14 protein-coding genes are annotated in these 18,360 nt (G+C 68.0%); 13 read left to right on the plus strand and 1 reads right to left on the minus strand.

Annotated features, from left to right (window positions below; genetic code table 11):
- Positions 1–593 precede the first annotated feature (593 nt).
- From A5789_RS10730 to A5789_RS10780, 11 genes are all read left to right on the plus strand, one after another.
- Positions 594–1,205 (plus strand): hypothetical protein, encoded by a 612-nt coding sequence (locus tag A5789_RS10730; protein ID WP_063019381.1) that lies wholly within the window; start codon positions 594–596, stop codon positions 1,203–1,205.
- Positions 1,198–2,904, plus strand: a complete 1,707-nt coding sequence (locus A5789_RS10735; RefSeq protein WP_064908913.1) for a hypothetical protein — start codon at positions 1,198–1,200, stop codon at positions 2,902–2,904. Before A5789_RS10730 ends, A5789_RS10735 begins: the two co-directional genes overlap by 8 nt.
- Positions 2,905–2,919: 15 nt before the next feature.
- Complete coding sequence (locus A5789_RS10740) at positions 2,920–3,798, plus strand: hypothetical protein (protein ID WP_063019384.1); 879 nt, start codon at positions 2,920–2,922, stop codon at positions 3,796–3,798.
- The gene (locus tag A5789_RS10745; protein ID WP_064904924.1) at positions 3,788–5,512 is read left to right on the plus strand and encodes a hypothetical protein; all 1,725 of its coding nucleotides are present in this window, start codon (positions 3,788–3,790) and stop codon (positions 5,510–5,512) included. Before A5789_RS10740 ends, A5789_RS10745 begins: the two co-directional genes overlap by 11 nt.
- 29 nt (positions 5,513–5,541) lie before the next feature.
- Positions 5,542–7,035, plus strand: coding sequence for a PPE domain-containing protein (locus A5789_RS10750; protein WP_064922881.1), 1,494 nt, complete (start codon positions 5,542–5,544; stop codon positions 7,033–7,035).
- Entirely contained in the window at positions 7,032–7,376 is a 345-nt protein-coding gene (locus A5789_RS10755; protein WP_051757257.1) for a YbaB/EbfC family nucleoid-associated protein, read from the plus strand. The genes A5789_RS10750 and A5789_RS10755 overlap by 4 nt, the downstream gene beginning before the upstream one ends.
- Positions 7,373–8,140, plus strand: coding sequence for a hypothetical protein (locus tag A5789_RS10760; RefSeq protein WP_064904928.1), 768 nt, complete (start codon positions 7,373–7,375; stop codon positions 8,138–8,140). Before A5789_RS10755 ends, A5789_RS10760 begins: the two co-directional genes overlap by 4 nt.
- A gap of 76 nt (positions 8,141–8,216) precedes the next feature.
- Positions 8,217–8,573, plus strand: a complete 357-nt coding sequence (locus tag A5789_RS10765) for a hypothetical protein (RefSeq protein WP_030518544.1) — start codon at positions 8,217–8,219, stop codon at positions 8,571–8,573.
- A 19-nt stretch (positions 8,574–8,592) separates the two neighbouring features.
- Entirely contained in the window at positions 8,593–8,898 is a 306-nt protein-coding gene (locus tag A5789_RS10770) for a hypothetical protein (RefSeq protein ID WP_063019392.1), read from the plus strand.
- A gap of 5 nt (positions 8,899–8,903) precedes the next feature.
- Positions 8,904–11,450, plus strand: a complete 2,547-nt coding sequence (locus A5789_RS10775) for a hypothetical protein (protein WP_064904929.1) — start codon at positions 8,904–8,906, stop codon at positions 11,448–11,450.
- A 137-nt stretch (positions 11,451–11,587) separates the two neighbouring features.
- Positions 11,588–13,504, plus strand: a complete 1,917-nt coding sequence (locus A5789_RS10780; RefSeq protein ID WP_064904930.1) for a type VII secretion target — start codon at positions 11,588–11,590, stop codon at positions 13,502–13,504.
- Between the two features lie 159 nt (positions 13,505–13,663).
- Here A5789_RS10780 and A5789_RS10785 read toward each other — a convergent pair whose 3' ends face one another.
- The gene (locus A5789_RS10785; RefSeq protein WP_064904931.1) at positions 13,664–14,974 is read right to left on the minus strand and encodes a hypothetical protein; all 1,311 of its coding nucleotides are present in this window, start codon (positions 14,972–14,974) and stop codon (positions 13,664–13,666) included.
- 200 nt (positions 14,975–15,174) lie between these two features.
- On the opposite strand from A5789_RS10785, the gene A5789_RS38360 reads away from it, so the two are divergent.
- Positions 15,175–16,149 (plus strand): C40 family peptidase, encoded by a 975-nt coding sequence (locus tag A5789_RS38360; protein WP_063019204.1) that lies wholly within the window; start codon positions 15,175–15,177, stop codon positions 16,147–16,149.
- Positions 16,150–16,602: 453 nt separating this feature from the next.
- Complete coding sequence (eccA, locus tag A5789_RS10795) at positions 16,603–18,357, plus strand: type VII secretion AAA-ATPase EccA (RefSeq protein ID WP_063019203.1); 1,755 nt, start codon at positions 16,603–16,605, stop codon at positions 18,355–18,357.
- Positions 18,358–18,360 lie beyond the last annotated feature (3 nt).

Here is an 18,360-nt window from a genome sequence, read left to right on the forward strand (position 1 = left end):
CACCACACCCGCACCCGACCCGGCCGGAGCCGGACCCGGTGGCGCAGGCGGAGAAACCACCGGAACAGACGACGACGAGGCGGACGGCACGGATACTCCCGAGTTCTGTGGCGCAGACGTTCCGTGCTGATCCGTCCAGGGAGAAGTGCTCGGCACCGTGGCTCTGGTTCCGCTCGAATCACGGTGCCGCCGAGGTGTTGTCCACGGTGTCGTCGGCGCCTCGGCGCCGGATCCGGTGTCGGCATCCGGGGCGGAGGTAACGGGATCGGTGGAACCGTCGTTCACCACCGGCACTGGGCTCTCGATGCTGGTCACGCGCCATCCCCCAGGGCGACGAAGGCGAACGTGACCGGGCGCGCCGCGGCGGTGATCGACTGCAAAAGGGGCATCGGCACTCCTTCCGCATCGGTCCCAGCCGGTCCGCCACGGCGCACCGATTCGCCGGTGCGCGAGCTTCTCTCAATCCTCTCCGGTCCTGATCCGCACAGAATTCCCAACGCTGGGAATCGCTGAGAATGAGGGGGGATCGAACCGACGGCAGGACGGGGATCGCGGTATGAGTAGCAGTCGCTCCCGACCGGGTAGGTGACCCGATGAACCTGTTCGGTGCCATAGGTAAGGCTGCCGGCTGGGTCGGCAACCAGGTCGTGAACCACTGGGACGACATCGCGATCGGCGCGTTGACCGGCGTGGCTTTCGCGACCACCGGACCGATCGGCGCGGGCTTGGTCGGTGCTGCCGCCGGTGCGTTGCAGTCGGGAATCAAGGACGGGTGGAGCTGGAAGAACGTGGGAGCAGGCGCTGCGTTCGGTGCCGCCGGAGGCATGCTCGGTGGCGGTGTCAGCGGTTTCGGCGTCAAGGGCTTCATGCGGGCCGAGGGCGAGGCGGCGGCGAAGGCGATGGCCAAAGCGATCGCGAAAGCCGACGCCAAAGGCGCGGTGAAGGGCCAGGCGATCAAGGATGCCATGGCCTTCAACAAGACCGGATTCTGGAAGAACAAGCTGCCGACCTGGGCCGGCGCCGGGCACATGACCCCGGGTCGGTATTACTCCAGCGCGCTGGGCGCGAGCATGGGATCTTCGAATGCTCATTTCGCCTGGGACATGGGTAAGGACGCATGGACGATTATTCAAGGAGGTAAGAACGGCCCGGGGCAGATCCCGGTTGTAGACATAACGCCCGCGGAGGCGCTCAAGTATGTCTGACAAGATGCCGCGGATCTTCATGCCCGATCCGGAAAAGATGCCGGACGGCCTGACGTTTTCTCCGGGTCTTGTCCAGCAATACAAAACGCTGCCCGCCATGTATGTATCGAGCTGGGCGGCATTCGGAGACGGAAGTGCTCTGGCTGCGCCGAAGACGGTTCCGGTCGGGAAGGTGTCCGGGGCAGAGAACGCCGGCATTGCGAATTACCAGCAGTGGGTGATCGCTCTTCAACATGCGTACGACCGACTGCTGGAACTCGACGCTACCGTGGCGAAGGCTGCTGACGACAGCCCGGAGCTGTGCCACGAGGGCCGGAGTGACTTGGCGAACGGCATCGATGGCTTGAAGGTCATGGCAAGTGTGGACCCCCGTGATGTGACGGTGCTGAAGGAGCTCATCGATAAACAGGTTCTGGACCCGAGCCTCGCCCAGGGGGGTAACGCAATTTCGGAGGACGATTACGTGATGGCGATCATCGACTCCGCGGTGAACACCGTCTCGGGCATCATGCAGGAAAAATCTCAGCAGTTCGCCGAACTCGGTTCGAAGGTCCGCAAACAGAACCCCGAGGATGCCGGCAAGACGACCGGACCCGGAGGCGTCGACAAGCCCTCGCCTTCAGGAAAGAACACCGGCCCGAGCAACACCTTCACTTACACCGGCGACAACAGTCCCTACTCGGTGGTGGGAAACGAGAATTCACCCGCAGCTGCGCCGGTGTGGAACTGGGATACCTCGGGCAGTCCGTCCCTTTCGTCCCTCGCTCCGGTTACGGATTCGCCCGTTGCGCAGACCGCCGCTTCCAATGACGCGGGGCAGCCCGTGCCGCTTGCCTCTGCTGAACCCTCGTCTCGGCATTCCCTGGCACCGGCCGCCGCCGCGCCCGCGTCGGCCGCCGCGAGTGCGCCGTACGGGATGCCTGCCTACGCCTTGCCGATGGCGCTGGCTGCCGCCAACCAACGCCGAGCGGCCGAAGCGGCACGCAGCGTTCCGGCCACGGCGGAGAACCCGTCGTCGACGGTAATCGCTCCAGCTGTCGGTGCTCCGCCGGCGGCGCCGGCCCAGGCTGCGCCGAGTCGTGCCGGCGCCGGCCCTGCTTCCGCGAACACCGCGTCGAATTCCGCTGCGAATGCGGCCAACTCGGCACCCGGCGCGTCGAATCAGTCGGCCACACCGACGCAGGCCGCCGCACCGGCGAAAGCCGGCGCGACACCGGTCAGCGTCGCCGTCGCGCGTGCCGACGACGGCAGCACCGTCTTCACTTTTCCGGACGGTCGTTCTCAGCGTGTCTCGATCGTCGTATCGAATGCTCTCACGGCGGCGTTCGGAAACGCGGCGACCACGGACGGTCGTGGTGCCTACGCCGCCACCCCTGCCAAGATTCCGGACGCGAATTCTCTTGGGACGCCGGCCGAACCGAATCAACTGACCACGGGGGATCTCGCGAGTTGGGATACCCAGCGGACCGCACTGGTAGTGGCCTTCCCGGAGGAGAACGGCGGAACACTCGAAGTGATCATCGAGGCCCAACTGCGTCCGTTCGATCCACATATGAGCGACAAGAGCGGAGACTTCGGGTCTTTCGCAGGTTTCTTCCACCCCGCCGGAATCGACATATCGGCTCCCTCGTCCAGCCCTGGGCTGTCGGCGACTCCGGTGGACCAGTCAACGCACGGACCGGCGACGGTACCCGCATAAGGAGTCGGACCATTCATGGGAATCGGGACCATTTTCAAGGCCGCCAACGAAGCCACCGGCGGCAAACTGGGCAGCGCGCTGCTCGGCGCAGCGGTCAACGGCGGTGCCGAATTCCTGCACTCGGCAGCCAGTGACGGCATCGGGAACATCGACTGGGGCCGCATCGGGATGGCCGGCGGGATCGGTGCGGCCGGCAGTCTCGCGGGCGATGCGGTTGCGGGGGGTATCAGCCGGAAGACAGGGCGGTCGGTGACCTCTGTCGGCACCGAGATCGAGACCCTGGGAGATAACCAGCTAGCGCTCGAAAAAGCCCTTCGAAACAAAGCGAAGGCCGACGCGAAGTACTACAAAAACTCTGGCTCGAATGTGGATCCCAAGCTGCGTGCCAAATCGCAGAAGGCCGACCAGGAGTTGGCTGACCAGCTCGGTGTTCCACTGACCGACGTGGCCGGGAAGAACAAATACAAGGCGTTGGAGAAGGAGGTCAAAGCCAGGGGGAAGACGGCGAACAAAGAAACGCAGGAGCTGGAGAATCGGAAGAAAGAGCTCGAAGCCAAGCAGAAGGGCTGGGCCAACAGCAAGGGCGCGAAGAACGCGGGCTGGAAGAGGAACTCGTTGCGGGCGGCGGGGATCGCGACAGCAACGGGCTTGAGCTGGCAGTCGCCACGCGGGGGCAGCGATTCGGGGGGATCCGACGGCGGCGGCGACAAACAGCCGGGCGGAAAGCCACCGGCCACGCAGCAGGTCACCCTCACCTGGGGCGGTAGCCAGTACATGGATTCTCCGGCGAAGGAACCTATTGCCCCCGATCCGGGCTACACGGCCACCGGTACGGGATTCCTGCTGTATCCGCAGGGTTTGAACGAGCAGATACGGCGCTGGTATGTCGGATGAGACCGAAGCCGAAACCGCCGACTCGCTGGCAGAGGCGCTGAGTACCAACGCGAAGCTCTTCGGTGAGCCCGAGAAGGGTAAGCCGGTGGCGGTGGTGAAGACGCCGACGCTGAAGCCGCAGGCGCTCCAGAAACTGCAGGGCCAATCGGATCTGCTGACCCAATACCGCTCCGCCGTGAGCAGCATGAATGCGAAAGCGGAGAGTTACGACGCTTCGCTGGAGAAGCTCGGCGCGAAGGTCGACGACGTGAAGAAGACCTCCAAGGACGGACTCAAACAACTGGGTGACCTCGTCAGCGGTATCAACTACAACGTCGCTTCGATCTCCTCGCTCGAGGAGGGGCAGGTGCTGGAGATCCAATTCATCGACATGATGGACCAGGCGTACTCCGAACTGATCGACACGGTGGATCCGGCTGCCGGACAGAACGAGGCCGCCGCCGATGCCATCAAATCCTGGGCGGCGGATTTCGAGAAGACCCAGCAGCAGCACGATGCCGCCATTCAGTCGGAACTGGACAGCGCAATGGCGAAGCTCAATGGCGGCGGTAACGGAGGTAATCCCGGCGACAACCCCGGTTTGAATCTCGGTGCCGACAACGGGCTGGAGAACCTCGGCAAGGACACCACCATCGACCCCAATACCGGACTGCCGACCGACAACACCTCCACGGCCGGCGACGCCAAATCGAAGATCGACGATGCGATTCAGCAGATCAAGGATTCGGCGATGACACCGAACTCGTCGATGGCGAGCCCGGTCGAATCACCTTCGCTCGGTTCGGGTTTGGGCGGAATGATGGATCCGATGGGCATGGGGGGAATGGGCATGAACCCGTATATGAATCCGTACGGGATGGGTATGGGCATGGATCCCTACGGCTCGCTCGGGGACTCGCTGCGCAACCGGGCCGACGATCTGGATCCGAATCGGATCGATCGGGCGGTGCAGCCGCTGGCACAGGCGCAACCGCAGCAGCCCGCTCCGTCGACGCCGTGGTCGAATCAGAACAACGCCGCGCCGGTGTCGAATACCGCCGGCGGTCCGCCTCCGAACGCGACGTCCTCGCAGCCGGGCGGGACCACACCGCCGCCGCGGGTGCCGGGTTCGGACGGCATGATCGAATACGCCTTCCCGCCCGACTTCCAGCGGAAGCAGAAGGTGTCGCCCGTCGTCGCCCAGGCGCTGGACGCGGCCTTCGCCAATACCAAGGGCACGGACGCGAAGGCGGCCTATTCCGGCACCACGGCGAAGTGGTCGGACAACAAGCAGGTCGGCGCGCGGATCGATCCGAGCCAGTTGATGACCGGCGATGTCGCGCTGTGGGACAAGGACCACGCGGCGATCGTGGTCGCCTTCGGATCCGGTGATCCGAGCACCGCCGCCGCCGCGAATTTCACCGGTGCCGCGAGTTTCACCGGTGTGTCGGGCGGTTCCGGTGATCCCTCGGCCGGCTCGGGCGACACCTCGGCCGGTTCGGGTGACGGCAGTGATGCGCTGCAGGTGATCGTGTGCGGTGAGCTGAAGCGGTTCGATGCGCACATGTCCGATGTGGGTGGCGATTTCGGCGACTTCAGCGGGTTCGCGCATCCGGCCGGTATCGAGGGCACGGGCGCCGCGCACGGTGACGCCATGCCCGCGGTGCCGGCGCCGGGTGATCCGTCCGCCGGCGGTCCGACGATGTCGGCACTGGCCGGCACTCAGACGATCTGACGGCTGGAGGGTGAGAGGAGGTCGTAGCGTTGAATGTTGATCCGACGGAACTGGTTTCGGCGGCATCCGCCCTGGCCGATATGGCCCACAACAGCGGGTCCACCCTGCCCCGAGGCTGGGTGGTCCCCGCCGGAGCGGATCCGATTTCCGCGCAGGCGGTGCCACAGCTGAACGGCAGTGCGCAGGACCTGTACAACGGTGTGCTCGGGGCGTTGAACGAGGTGCATCGCACCGCCTGGAACATCGGCGCCGCCGCGGTGGACTACACCGAGGCCGACGAGCAGGCCGGGCGCGATATCGGCGGCGCGGGTTCGGATTTGCTGACAAATCCGGTGGCCGAGGCTCCGCCGCACACACCGCGGTTCGCGCCGACCTTCCGATTGCCGGCCGTCGGCGCGGAGGTCGATCCGCTGACCTTCGCCCAGCAGTTGCATACCGGTCCGGGGCCGGGAGGCGCCGCCCGCTTCGCCGAAAACGTGCGGAACTACCTGTCGACCACGCATGCCGATGCCACCAGCGGTCTGGATCAGGCCGCGCTGCGCATGCAGCACTGGACACCGGTGGGATCGGCGGCTGCACAGCAACTCTCGAAACACCGCAGCTGGCTCGACCAGCTCGGATCCGCGCTGGGGGATCTGGCGGACAACGCCCAGAACTACGCCGACGCCTTCACCGCGGCGAAGGCCAAACATCCCACGCCTCAGGAGATCATCGCCGCCCGCAAGGAGCTGGTCTCGGCGATGCGCTCGAAGAACGAACTGGGCGTGCAGGATGCGCTGGCGAAGTTTCAGGAGCAGAACGCGCGCTCGGCCCAGACGGTCACCGACTACTCCACGGCGGTGAACTCGAAGGGGCCCTCGAAAGGCTCGGAAACCTCGGGCTCGCAGAGTGATTCGAGCGGTAGCGATATGAGCATGCTGGCCCAGATGCTGCCCACGATGATGAGCTCGCTGATGCAGGGCGGGATGATGTCGCAGCTGGGCCAGGGCGGCAGCACGGACTCGCTCGACGGGCTCGACGGCTCCGATTACGGCTACGACTACGGCAGCTACCCCGACTACGGCTCCGCCGGTGGCGGTTACGGCGGCGGTGGCGCGATGCCGATCGGGGACATCACCAGCGGGCTGGACAGCGGCTCCACGAGCACACCGACCGTCAGCGTCGGCCCGATGCCGATGGTGGCGTCGGCGTCGACGGCCGGGACCGCGGCGAGCAGCGCGTCGAATATGCCTCGCACACCGGTGATCGAGCCGCTGTCCTCCTCGGCGGCCGCCGCGGCCCGCGGCGCCGCCGGTGGGTCGCCGATGATGCCGTACATGCCGATGGCGCCCGGTATGGGCGGTGGCGGCGGCAACGAACGCAACCGGGTCGTGGCATGGCATCCCGATCGGCTGATGTACGTCGACGACACCCCGCACACCGAGCAGGTCATCGGTGAGAAGCCGACCATCGCACCGACCGTCACACCCCCGACGCCATCACCCGCCAACCAGACCCCGAGTCAATCCGGAGGTAGCGCATGAGTGGAATCCATCCCGACGTCCAAGCGGCTTTGGACGCCGCCCGCGAATTACGCCACAAGATCGCCGATCTGCGGGAACGTATCGACGCGATCCGAGCGCGGCGCCCCTCGCCGAGCGGTGCCGTCATCCCCGAGGTGGACGCGATGGGGCGGCTGACCGACCTGTACCTGGCACCCGGCACGGTCGACCGGTTCGAGGCCGATGAACTGGTCGCCGAGATCATGTCCGCCATCCGCGAGAGTTCGGCCGACGCCGGACGCCAGTACCAGGTGATCATGGATGCCGAGCCGGCGCCCGAGACCGAGGGTGTCGGTGGGCAACCGGTGGAGCAGCTGTCGTGACCGAACCCGCGGCGGTCACCGTCGCCGACACCGTGCGCTGGCTGCACGAGGAGGGCCTCGTGCGGCTGGCGGGGGTGGGCGAGCGCAGTCTGCACCCGATCGCGGCGTTCACCATCGACGTGGCGACCGGAATGGTGGGAGCTCATCCGGCTTCGGGCGCCAGCTCCGATGTGAGCACCTTCGCCGCCGACGATCTGCCCCATCCGGTCGGTTCGCCGAAGCGGCTCGTGATCGTCGGTGTCACCACCTCCGAGTCGATGCTGGTGGTGGATCTTGCTGCCGCCCTGACTATTTCGATCAACGCCGATCAGCCCGAGGCGGCCGCGCGGTCGTGGGTTCTGCAACTGCTGCTGAATCCGGAGATCACCATCTCCACCAACAGTGCCGAGGTGGCGATCGGTAACAGTCCACGCTGCCGCCGCTCGTTCATCCCGGGCGGCGGCGCGACGATCATCAATATCGACGATATGAATCCGCCGCTGACCACGGTGACGCTCAACGGAGCGGAGGGCCCGGACCATCTGGACGTCGAACCCGACGGAACGGGGGAGATGTATTTGGGCTCGCGATTCTGGTCGCTGCGCCAGGTGATGACGGTCGGCGACGCGGCCTGGAGCGAGTTGGTCGACCGCATGTCGGGAACCGGAGAATCACCAGCGGGTTCGAACGAACCACCGCCGGCCGCGAGCGTCGCGCCACCCGCCGGCGCCGTCGCACCACCGCCGCGAGGTGCGCTCGCCCCTGAACTCTCGGAGGGCCGATGAGTCACATTGCGAAGCCCTCCCGTCGGCCCGGCCGGGTGCGGGTGTCCCGCAAGTCCCGCAAGACACAGGAGAACCGATGAACGACGATCTGGAATTCGACGACTACGACACCGAATCCGATGCACCGGCGCCGGATTGGAAGTCGATGACCTACGAGGTCTTCAATCCCGACCACAGCGTCGGCGTCGCATGCGACCGGGACGGCGAGGTGGTCGGTCTGCACCTGTCGGACGAGGCGCGCGACAACGGCGACAGCTGGCTCGCCAACGAGATTCTGCGACTGGCGCGGCTCGCGCATATGAAATCCCGCGTCGGGCTGCGCGCGGAGATGGAGTACAACGGCGCGCGGCCCTACACGGTGGACTCGTTCGATCTGCCGACCGAGGCGTCCTACCGGGCGATGGAGAGCGCCGAATTCGGCACCACGCTGTGACTACAGATAGGAGTCCGTCATGCTGGAGATGGACGATCAACAAAGCTCCATCAACGCGTCGGATCAGTTCCACGTCGCCGTCGCCACGAACACCCGACAGGCGTCACAGCGGTTCGAAAATCCGGCTACGCACTATCGCGCGGGCACGGGAGCGGAATTCGACGATCAGACGACGCAGATCTGCAATCGAGTCGGTGAGTGGATCAGCGACTTCGTAACCGCGCGCAACCGCCACAGCGATGGCACGAACGTTGCCGTGCGCGATGCCGTGAACGCCCTCTACGACGCGGATATCGATACCGGCGCCGGCGTGCGATCGGTCTGACGCGCATGGGTTCCGAGCATGGCAGCCCCTATTGGGAAACGATCGTCGGCAAGCATTGGCCCACGATTCCACCGTCGGATTGGTACAACCTCCAGACGATGGTTCGCGACGCCGCCGCGGCGATGGACCCTGAGGAGGCCGATCGTGCCCGGCGCCTGTTTTCCGAACGCGTTCCGTCCAGCGAAGGATTGGAGCCGGCCAAACGCGACATGCTGAACCAGCAGGACAGCTTGCGCAAGCTGGTGGATGCCCTGGTCGCCGCGTCCGATACCTTCGGGCAGATCGGCGACATCGACTATCGCACCCGGCATCGGATCCTCGACATCGTCGATCGTGCGGACGCAGATATCCAGCGGGTCCGGCAGCAGGAGACCGACAAGAACGGAAACGAGGACGAAGCCGCCGAACAGCGGCGGATCTCCGCCATCGTCCGAGAGGCTCGGGACGAGGTCGCCGACGTCGAGCGCAATGCGCTGAACATGTTGGGCCCCCAGGGTCTTCCGGAGCTCGCCTTGATCGCCGAATTGCTGGGCCGGCCGAATCCCTGGGCGCGGGACAACGGCCCGGGCGGCCCGGGACATCCGGGACGGCGGCAGGACGGTGGGCCCGGGGCCGGCGGCCGCCCCCGGTACCCCGGTGGTGGCTCGCACCATCAGATGCCTGGTCCGATGCACGATCCGATGCCGCGCTTCCCGTTCCTCCCCGGGATGGTCCGGCTCGATCCGGGGATGTTCTCTCATGTTCCACCGCCGTTCGAGGACATCGCGGATCGGTTGCGGGATCGGCTGTTCGGCGATCCGCCGGCCACGGTCGATCACATGCCTGCCCCGTCGTCGGGCCCTCAGGACCAAGCGCCGAACGCGCCGGCTCCGACGGCACCGGTCGGCGGCGCGCCTGCTCCGGGGCAGAACTCCGCGTGGGCGCCCGCGGCTCCGAATCACGCCGGCCCCGGCGAGAGCGGCGACCATGCCGTGGACGCCGCGCCGATGGCCGATTCCGGTGCCTCGCACGAGCCGGACGCCCCGGTCGCCGGGACCGCCTCGGACACACATGCCGGGCCCGCCGCCGGGCACGGCTCCGAGTCCGGGGGCGGTCATGACGAGAACGACTCCGGCGGAGGGCAATTCGGCCGCACGTCGCATCCGGACGACGAGACCGAACACGACGAGGCGGGACATCGTGCCGAGCTGGGCCCGATCGCTCCGATCGGCGCGCCGGGCCTCGCGGCGGGTGGGGCGATGTCGGCGCCCCTGGTCATGCCCCAGCCCGGGGCGCTCGGTCCCGCCGTATCGGCCCCCGTCGATCGGATGAACGCGCCCGCGGCGCAGGCAACCCCGCCGCCGGCCGGTGCCGACACCCGCCCCGGATCGCCACCGGACTCGCGGATCTCCGCGCCCGGGGGGAAGGGGCCCATGGTCGGCAATCCACCCGGCCCACCCGGATCCCCCGTTGCGCCACCGGCGGCGAAAGCGATTCCCCCGCAGCGTATTCCGGGACAGTCCGGCAGCGACGAGGTCGTGCGGGATGCGGTCGGCGCGGCCATGATGGCGGCGTCGGCCCCGGCCTTCGTACTCGGCGAACGTGTCGACGGCGACCTGGTGTTGGCCCGCAGCCTGCTGAGCAGTCTGCTCGCCGCGGCCGGGGATTCGGCGCTCGGTGTGGACTGGGCGGTGTCGGTGCTGCGTCATTCCGGCGGCGTGACCGCGTTCGTCACCTCCAACGAAGGGCGCGGGTGGCTGCCGGCCGGGCTGTATCTGCCGCGGGAATTGTCCACGCCGTGGGTATGGTCGGAGTCCGAGGGCAGTGGCTGGGAGGGCGTCGGCGATCCGGCGCGCATCCTGGCGGAATTCGGAATCGCCTGGGGCGCGAAGATCGGGGCGCGGCTCTCGGCGCTGGTTTCGTCGCAGCCGATCGACGGCGCGCTGAGTGCCCAGCTCGGTGCGGTTCCGACGGAGGGCTCGGTCGCGGCCGCGGCGGTGATGGATTTCGGTACGCCGGCCGCGGGTTTGGCCGACCGGCTCGAACTCGTGGGGTCGGCGCAGCTGGCCGAGCGCGTGGCCGCGACTCCTCCGGATCGCATCGCCGAGCGGTGTGTGGAATTGGCGCGCGACGGCCACGCCCGGGCCGCCGCACCGGGGCGGGCGCCGGATTCATTGGGAGCCGGGGCGATTCGCGCCGGCATTCTGCAGGCGATCGCGCAGCGCAAGGCGGTGCCGGAACCGCTGTGGGACGAACTGCGCGACGCCGACGCGCTGGTCGCAGCCTCGATGTTGCCGCTGCGCGCGGATGTGTCCCGCGTAGCGTTGGGCGAGCTGCGGTCCGAATCCGGCGCCCGGGGAGAGGCCGCGGTCCTGCGTGCGATGGTGTGCCAGCGACGCTGTGACGAACTGGTCCTGCTGCTCGCGGCCGAACCGACTCGCCAAACCTTGCGCGACGCCGTATACGCACATGCGCAACTGGCGGAATTGGCCGCGGCCCCGCCGGGACCGGATCCGACGCCGCCGGGACCGCCTCGGACCTCGTCGGTCAGTGTCGGCCCCATGCGGCGGTGAGTGCCAGGGAGCGGTGGACCGTAGCCGGTCGGATGCCGTGCGCGGCCAGAACTTCCCTGCACTGGGAACAGCGCCCGGCAGTGGGGATTGTCCAGCGCCGACAATGATCTCGTCAGTGGCGGAAAGGATTGTGCGGCATGCCGGAGATGGAGATCGACCCTGCGGTGCTGCGTCAACTGGCAGAGCAACACCGTCAGGTGGCGCGCGAAACCCGGGAATGGGCGCAACCGCCTTACGATTGGCTCGCCAGCTTCATCCCCACGTACGGCAAGATCGCCCAGCCGGTCAAGGATGCCCTCGACGACTACTACGACGCCCGCAAACGGGCGGGTGACAAACTGGCGGACGACCACGACCACACCGCGGATCAGTTGATCGCCGCGGCCGAGTCCTATGAAAACGCCGACCACGGCATCGCATCGGATTTCCGCCGAGCGGGCGACGACATCGGCGGGCACGGGTCACCGCAGGGAACACCGGCGCACGCTGGGCCGAACGGCCATACCTTCGGCCCCGGCGACGGCCGCACGCCGGCGGGTATCTCGCCGCTCGGCACGTCGCCGCTCGACGGCGGTCCCTCGGTCACCGGTCCGCAGACGCCGGGCGCCGGTCAGCAACAGCCGGACGCGGCGGACCAATCGCCGGGCGCGACCGTCCCCGGCGTCGCCGCCGCCGCACCGGGAGCTGCCGCACCGATGGGCGCCGTGGACTCCACAGGCACCCAGGCCGGGTCCGGTTCCGGCGTCAACACCGGTGCGGCGGCCGCCGCCGCGGGTACCCCGGTCGGTGGAGTGGCGACGCCGGCCACCGCCGGTGCGGGCGTGGGTGCCGACGACCGATCGGCGCAGCAGCCGCCGACCGGCGCCACGGGACGCTACGACATGCCGCCGGTACCGGTCGTCACGCCGTTCGCCGCCGCGGTGGCCGCGGCCAAGGACAAGGAGGCCGAGCCGGCCTACGTGGTGGGCGATGCGGTCGACAACGACCTCCTGGTCGCGCGCACCTTGCTGGCGGCGGTTCTGGCCGCCGCGGATACGCCGGCGGTGGGAATGCACTGGGCGGTCGGCGTGATGCGCGGGCCGGCCGGGGCGGGAGTGTTCATCACCTCGAACGAGGGCCGGGGCTGGTTGCCGGCGGGGATCTATCTCCCTCGGGAGGTGTCGACGCCGTGGATGTGGGACGAGATGCTCGACGACGGCTCGGGCAGTGCCGCCTCGCCCTGGGAGGGGATCTCGGACCCGGCCCGGGTGCTGGTCGAATTCGGATTGGCATGGGGCCCGAAGGCCAACGCGTCGCTGGTGGCCCTGGCCTCGTCCGCCTCGATCGACGGTGAGTTGCGGGCACGGTTCCCCGATATCGCGATGGCGGACCTGGTCGGCCCGGCCTACGATGTCGACCTCCGGGTACACACCCCGGACACGGTCGATCGGCTCGATCTGGCCGGATCGCCGGAAGCCGCCGGTCCCATTGCGGCAGTACCGGATTCACGCGCGTACGCCCGTTGCCTCGAGTTGGCGACCGAGGCCCACACCAAGCTGGTCCGCAGCGGGACGGCCGCGGCTGATTCCGCCGAGTCCCGTCGCATCCGCGATCGCATCCTCGCCGTTCTGGAGGCCGGGCAGGAGGTGTCGCCGCAATGGTGGGAACAACTGCGCGAGGCCGACGACCTGCTGGCGGCGGCGATGCTTTCGCGGCGCGTGGACGTCGCCCGGGTGGCGCCGGGTGACCTTCGCATCGACGAGGAGGGAGCGACGTTGCGTGCCATGGTCTTCGAACGTCGCTGCAACGAACTCCTGCTGGTGCTCGCCGGCGAACCCGGCCGGCAACAACTGCGCGACGCGGCGTACGCCTACGACCAGATCGTGAATCATCCGCGATTCGTGGAGGTTCCGGCGGCGGTCACGGCCGCCGAGCCCACGACGGTGGACCGCCCGGTCACCGTGTCCGGGCCGGTATCGGCTCCGAGTGTCGCCGCCGGCCCGCCGCGCGGGGCGGCGGTCGTGCCGCCGGTGGTGGCACCGCCGGTGGTCACCCCACCGTCCGAGCAGTCGTAGGCGGGGGCCGGTCCGGACGGTTTCGCCCGGACCGGCCTGCTGTCGGCTTGCCGATGAAAGTGACTGCGGCTCAGGTGATCCCGGAATATTCGGGCATGGGGAGGCGCGCACGATCGGCCCGGCCGGTGCGCGCACAGTAGTGCGCCGGGGATGCCTGGGTCAGGCGGGTGCGCCCGGAATACCGCCCCCCGAGGGGGCAGTAACGGCGGGCGCGGACGTGCCTGGTGGTGTGGTCGCCGGCGCGACCGTGGCCGGTGCGGTGCCGTCGGCCGGCGGCGGAGTGATCACGGCCGGGTCTGCGGTGACGCCGCCCGGCTGGGGAGCCGTCGCCGCCGGGGCCGCACCGGCGGGCGGCGCCGCATTCGGGTCGGCGGCGGGACCCGTGGGCGCGGCTTGCGCGTTGGGTGCGGCGCCGTTCTGCTGTGTCTGTTCGGCCTCCCGCTCCTTGCGCTCCTCTTCTTCCCTGCGGTGCTGTTCGGCGTTGTTCTGGATGAACTGCTGCACCATCGGTGCCAGGGACATCAGACCCATCGGCAACATCATGGCCAGCGGACCCAGCATCTGCGCGAGCCCGCCCAATCCACCGTCGCCGCCGGCGCCGGCCTGCGCGGCGCCGCCGGATGTTGCGGTACCGCTCGACGCACCGGAACCGCTGCCGGAGCCGGAGCCCTGACCGGATCCGTTCGTGCTGTTGCCACCACCGGCCATGTTCGCGTTGTATTCGGCGACCGCGGAAACCTTCTGGCACACCGAGTCCAGGGTGTCGGCGATCTGTTCCATGAGTTTGAGCTCTTTGGCCGCCTTCAGCTTCTTGCTGAGCGGCCGCAGGTCGACCTTGAGAGCATCCTTCAACTTGTTCACGTCGGCCATGACAGCTCTCAGCGTCTGATCCTTGCCGTCCTTGACCTTGATAGACGTCTTGACGACCTCGGCGTCCATCTGCAGCAGGTAGGTCTGGCGGGCCCGGACCTTGGTCAGGGTCTGCTGGTAGACGTCGCTCGCCTCGCCCTTGCCGAGATTTTGATAGACGGTGGTGGTGAGTAGATCGTTCACATTGGGCGGCGGCGTGGTCATGCCACGCCCCAGCAGATCCACCGTGGTCTGGATCGCGGTTTCCGCCAGCGCGACGAAACTCGTCAGGGCCGGCGACGCTCCCGGTGGCGGGTCGAGTTCGATCGGCTTGCCGTAGTGCTGACCGACGCCGTCCGCTGTCGGGGTGGGATTCGGCGTGGGCCCACCGGTCGTGTGATCGGTGCCGGGTTTGCCACCGGGTTTGCCGTCGGTGGGCGGCTTGTCGCCGGGTTTGCCATCGGTAGGAGGCTTATCCCCGGGCTTACCATCCGTAGGCGGCTTTTCCCCGGGAGCGATGGCTGTGGCGGGGTCTGCCTGTACGAGGGTGACTCCCGCGACCTCGGTGTGTTGTTGTGCCAGTGGGCGCAGCCCCGCGGGGTTGATATCCATCTCCGCCATGCCCGACAATCCTTTCCGCCACCGACGACATCATTGTCGGCGCTTCCCGCAAATGGGAAGCTCGGTCGTTTCGCCATAACACGATCGGTGTCGCATAGTCGGAAACCAGTCTTCCGAGTGCGGGAGATCTGGAATTCACGTCGGCCATCCAGCGGCGCCGGCACAGGAGGCGGGCGGATGAGTGAGGGCGGGGCGATCGCATGGCGCCTGATCTGACCACCGATCTCAACGGGGTGCTGAACTCGCTGCTCGGGCTGTACGGCCAGGGCAGTCCCGCACCGGGTACGGCCGGTACGGTCTCGACCACCGTCGCGAACATGGACAACAGCCACAACGGCTCCATCGCCCGCCACTACAGTGACGCCCGCGGCATGCAGGTATCGATCGCCGAGTCCCAGGCGGGTAAGGACGCGGTCGTGCACAAGGCGGTCACCGCCGCGGGCGACGGCACGGTCACCGGACGCAATGCGCTCAACAACCGGATCGCCGACCTGCAATCGCGGCTGCAAGCCATCGCGGGGGTCGGCGATCTGCGGTTCAGCGGTCCCGCAATGTTGAACGCCGCGCACGCCACCATCGCCGACGCGACCAAACAGGTGGACGCCGATGTGGCCGCGGCGCACCGGCACGCGGCGACGATCCAGCCGCCGTCCGCCCCGGCTCCGGTCCACCGGCGGATCACGCCCGCGGGCCGCAGTCGGCGTCGCTCCCGGATACGAACCCGGGCCGGTGGCGGCGGCGGTGGTGGTGCACGTCCGAGCGCGGTGCGCAGTCGTCCGGTTCCGTCGGACGGCACCGCCGGCGGCAAGGCGGTGAGTGCGGCGAGCGCCTGGCTGGGCACGCCCTACGTGTGGGGCGGTGGTGGCGCCGGCGGGCCGAGCGGCGGCGGCTTCGACTGTTCGGGGCTGACCCAGTACGCGGTCGCGGAAGCGACCGACGGTCGAGTTCACTTGCCGCGCACGACATATGAGCAGATCTACTGCGGGGAGCGAATTTCGCCTCGCGATGTGCGGCCGGGCGATCTGGTCTTCCCGGCCGATTCGTTCTCCGCGCGCGGGCCCGAGCATGTGCAGCTCGCCGCCGGGAACGGGATGGTGATCGAGGCGCCGTACTCGGGTGCGACCGTACGGTGGGCGAGAATGCCCAGTGAAGCCGTCGTCGTCCGCGTCATGTGAGTTGTCTTGGAGGTGGGAGCGGCCGGTGGTCTGCTGACACCACCGGCCGCCGGGCGGGTGGCCGGCATCGGTGGGTGATACCGGCCCCGTGCAGGGCTGCGGGCCTGCACCCCGCGGCGGTCGGTTGCCGGATCGCGGCTCACGGCCGCCGCCCCGAGGTTCGGGCCGTCAGGATGAGGACTGCCGACCCGCGTTTCAATATACCGCTGAATGACGGCACGATTTACGACGGCTCATCAAATAAGTATCGGTCCTTGCGTGGGCCGTCGATCCGCGTGGCGGCGGTGCCGGTGGGAAAACGTCTCGCTCCCAGGGCATTCGGCGAAACCGCCGGTGCCGTCGCGAACCGCGACGCTTCACCTGCATTTCCCAAGAATGGGAATAGCGCTCCCACGGCTGGCGGCCTGGGTGTCTATCGTTCGGGCAGGCGAGTGCGGCGGAAGGGATGTCCAGGTGTCAGCGGCCGAGGACGCGTTCTACACGGGTGTTCAATCACTGGGATTGGTTGCCGGCGGGGTTCGCAACGAAGACAATGCGTTGGCGGCGTTCCGGGCCGCCACCGATCTGGATCCGGATATGTGCGATGCCTGGCTGGGGCGCGCGATGGCGGGGGAGATCACCTCCGAAGTCATCTACGGCGCCTACCGGTCGGTGCACAACCTGTACCGGGATCAACAGCGCGCCGGATTGGTCGATCGCGCGCTGTGGTGTCAGGTGGAGCTCGGTATGTACGGGCTGCGGGTGGCGATGGCCGACCGCGATCAGATCGCGATCGCGCAGGCGTGCTCGTATGCCCAGGGCGGCGAATGGGAAGAGGCCGCGGCCATTCTCGATCAGGTGCCCAGCGACGACGTTTCCGATTTCGTTCGCATGTCGCTGTACTACCGCACCGATCGCTGGCCGGATCTGCTGGCCGCGCGCACGGCCAAACCGGTTCTCGAGGACGGCCTGCTCGATATCGCCGCCGAGTTGATGGCCGCCGAATCCCTCGCGCGGATGGGACGATTCGGCGAGGCCATGCCGCGCGCCCAGCGCATCGTCGAGGACAGCGCCTCCGGAAGCCTGTCCTACATCTGGGCGGATGCGCACTTCCTGCTCGGAATGTTGTTGCGGCACAACGGTGATCATGATGCCGCCGAGAAGGTTCTGGCGGGTCTGCAGGGTTCCGCGCTGTGGTCCGAGCGGCCGCTGTGGCAGCGGGCCGTGCGCGACAAGACCTATCGCTTCGATGTGGTGACCCCCGAGGTGATCGGTTCCCGGACGAACGTCTGGGATCCGTCCTCGGGTGACGACCCGGCCGAGGTGGCCGCCACCGCGGCCAAGGCCGAGCGCGACACCCTGCTGGCCGAGGCGTCGGATCTGCTGGCGGCGCAGATCGGCATGGACTCGGTCAAGGAACAGGTCGAGCGGCTCAAGTCCGGGGTCCTGATGGATCAGGTCCGCGCCAAACGCGGCCTGGCGGTGGAATCCAAGACCCAGCACCTGATCTTCTCCGGCCCGCCCGGTACCGGCAAGACGACCATCGCCCGGGTCATCGCCAAGATCTTCGCGGGCCTGGGTGTGGTGGAGAACGCCGACGTCATCGAGGTCTCGCGCAACGACATGGTCGGCACCCACCTCGGCCACACCGCGCCGAAGACCAATGCGCTGATCGACTCGGCCCTCGGTGGTGTGCTGTTCATCGACGAGGCCTACACCCTGATTCAGGAGGGACTGTCCGGCGGCGACGCCTTCGGTAAGGAAGCCGTCGACACGCTGCTGGCCCGGATGGAGAACGACCGCGACAAACTCGTGGTGGTCATCGCCGGCTACGAGGACCAGATCGACCGCTTCCTGGCATCCAACGACGGTCTGGCCTCCCGCTTCACCAAGCGCATCCGGTTCGCCAGTTACGACGCCGACGAACTGGTCCAGATCGCCGATCACATTGCGCGCAAGAAGGATTCGATCCTGTCCGACCAGGCGCGCGAGGTGCTGCGGGACCGCTGCGCGGAACTGGCGCAGCAGACCCGCAACGGCCGCCGCCTGATCGATCTGGCCGGTAACGGCCGGTTCGTCCGCAATGTGGTGGAGGCGGCCGAGGCCGAACGCGACTACCGGTTCACGCGGGACAACGCGGATATCGCGAATATGTCCAACGAGGAACTGATGACCGTCGACGCATTCGACATCACTGCCGCCCTGGCGGGGCTGGCGCCGACGAGCTGACCC

This window comes from Nocardia sp. 852002-51101_SCH5132738, assembly GCF_001665695.1.
GTDB lineage: Bacteria > Actinomycetota > Actinomycetes > Mycobacteriales > Mycobacteriaceae > Nocardia > Nocardia nova.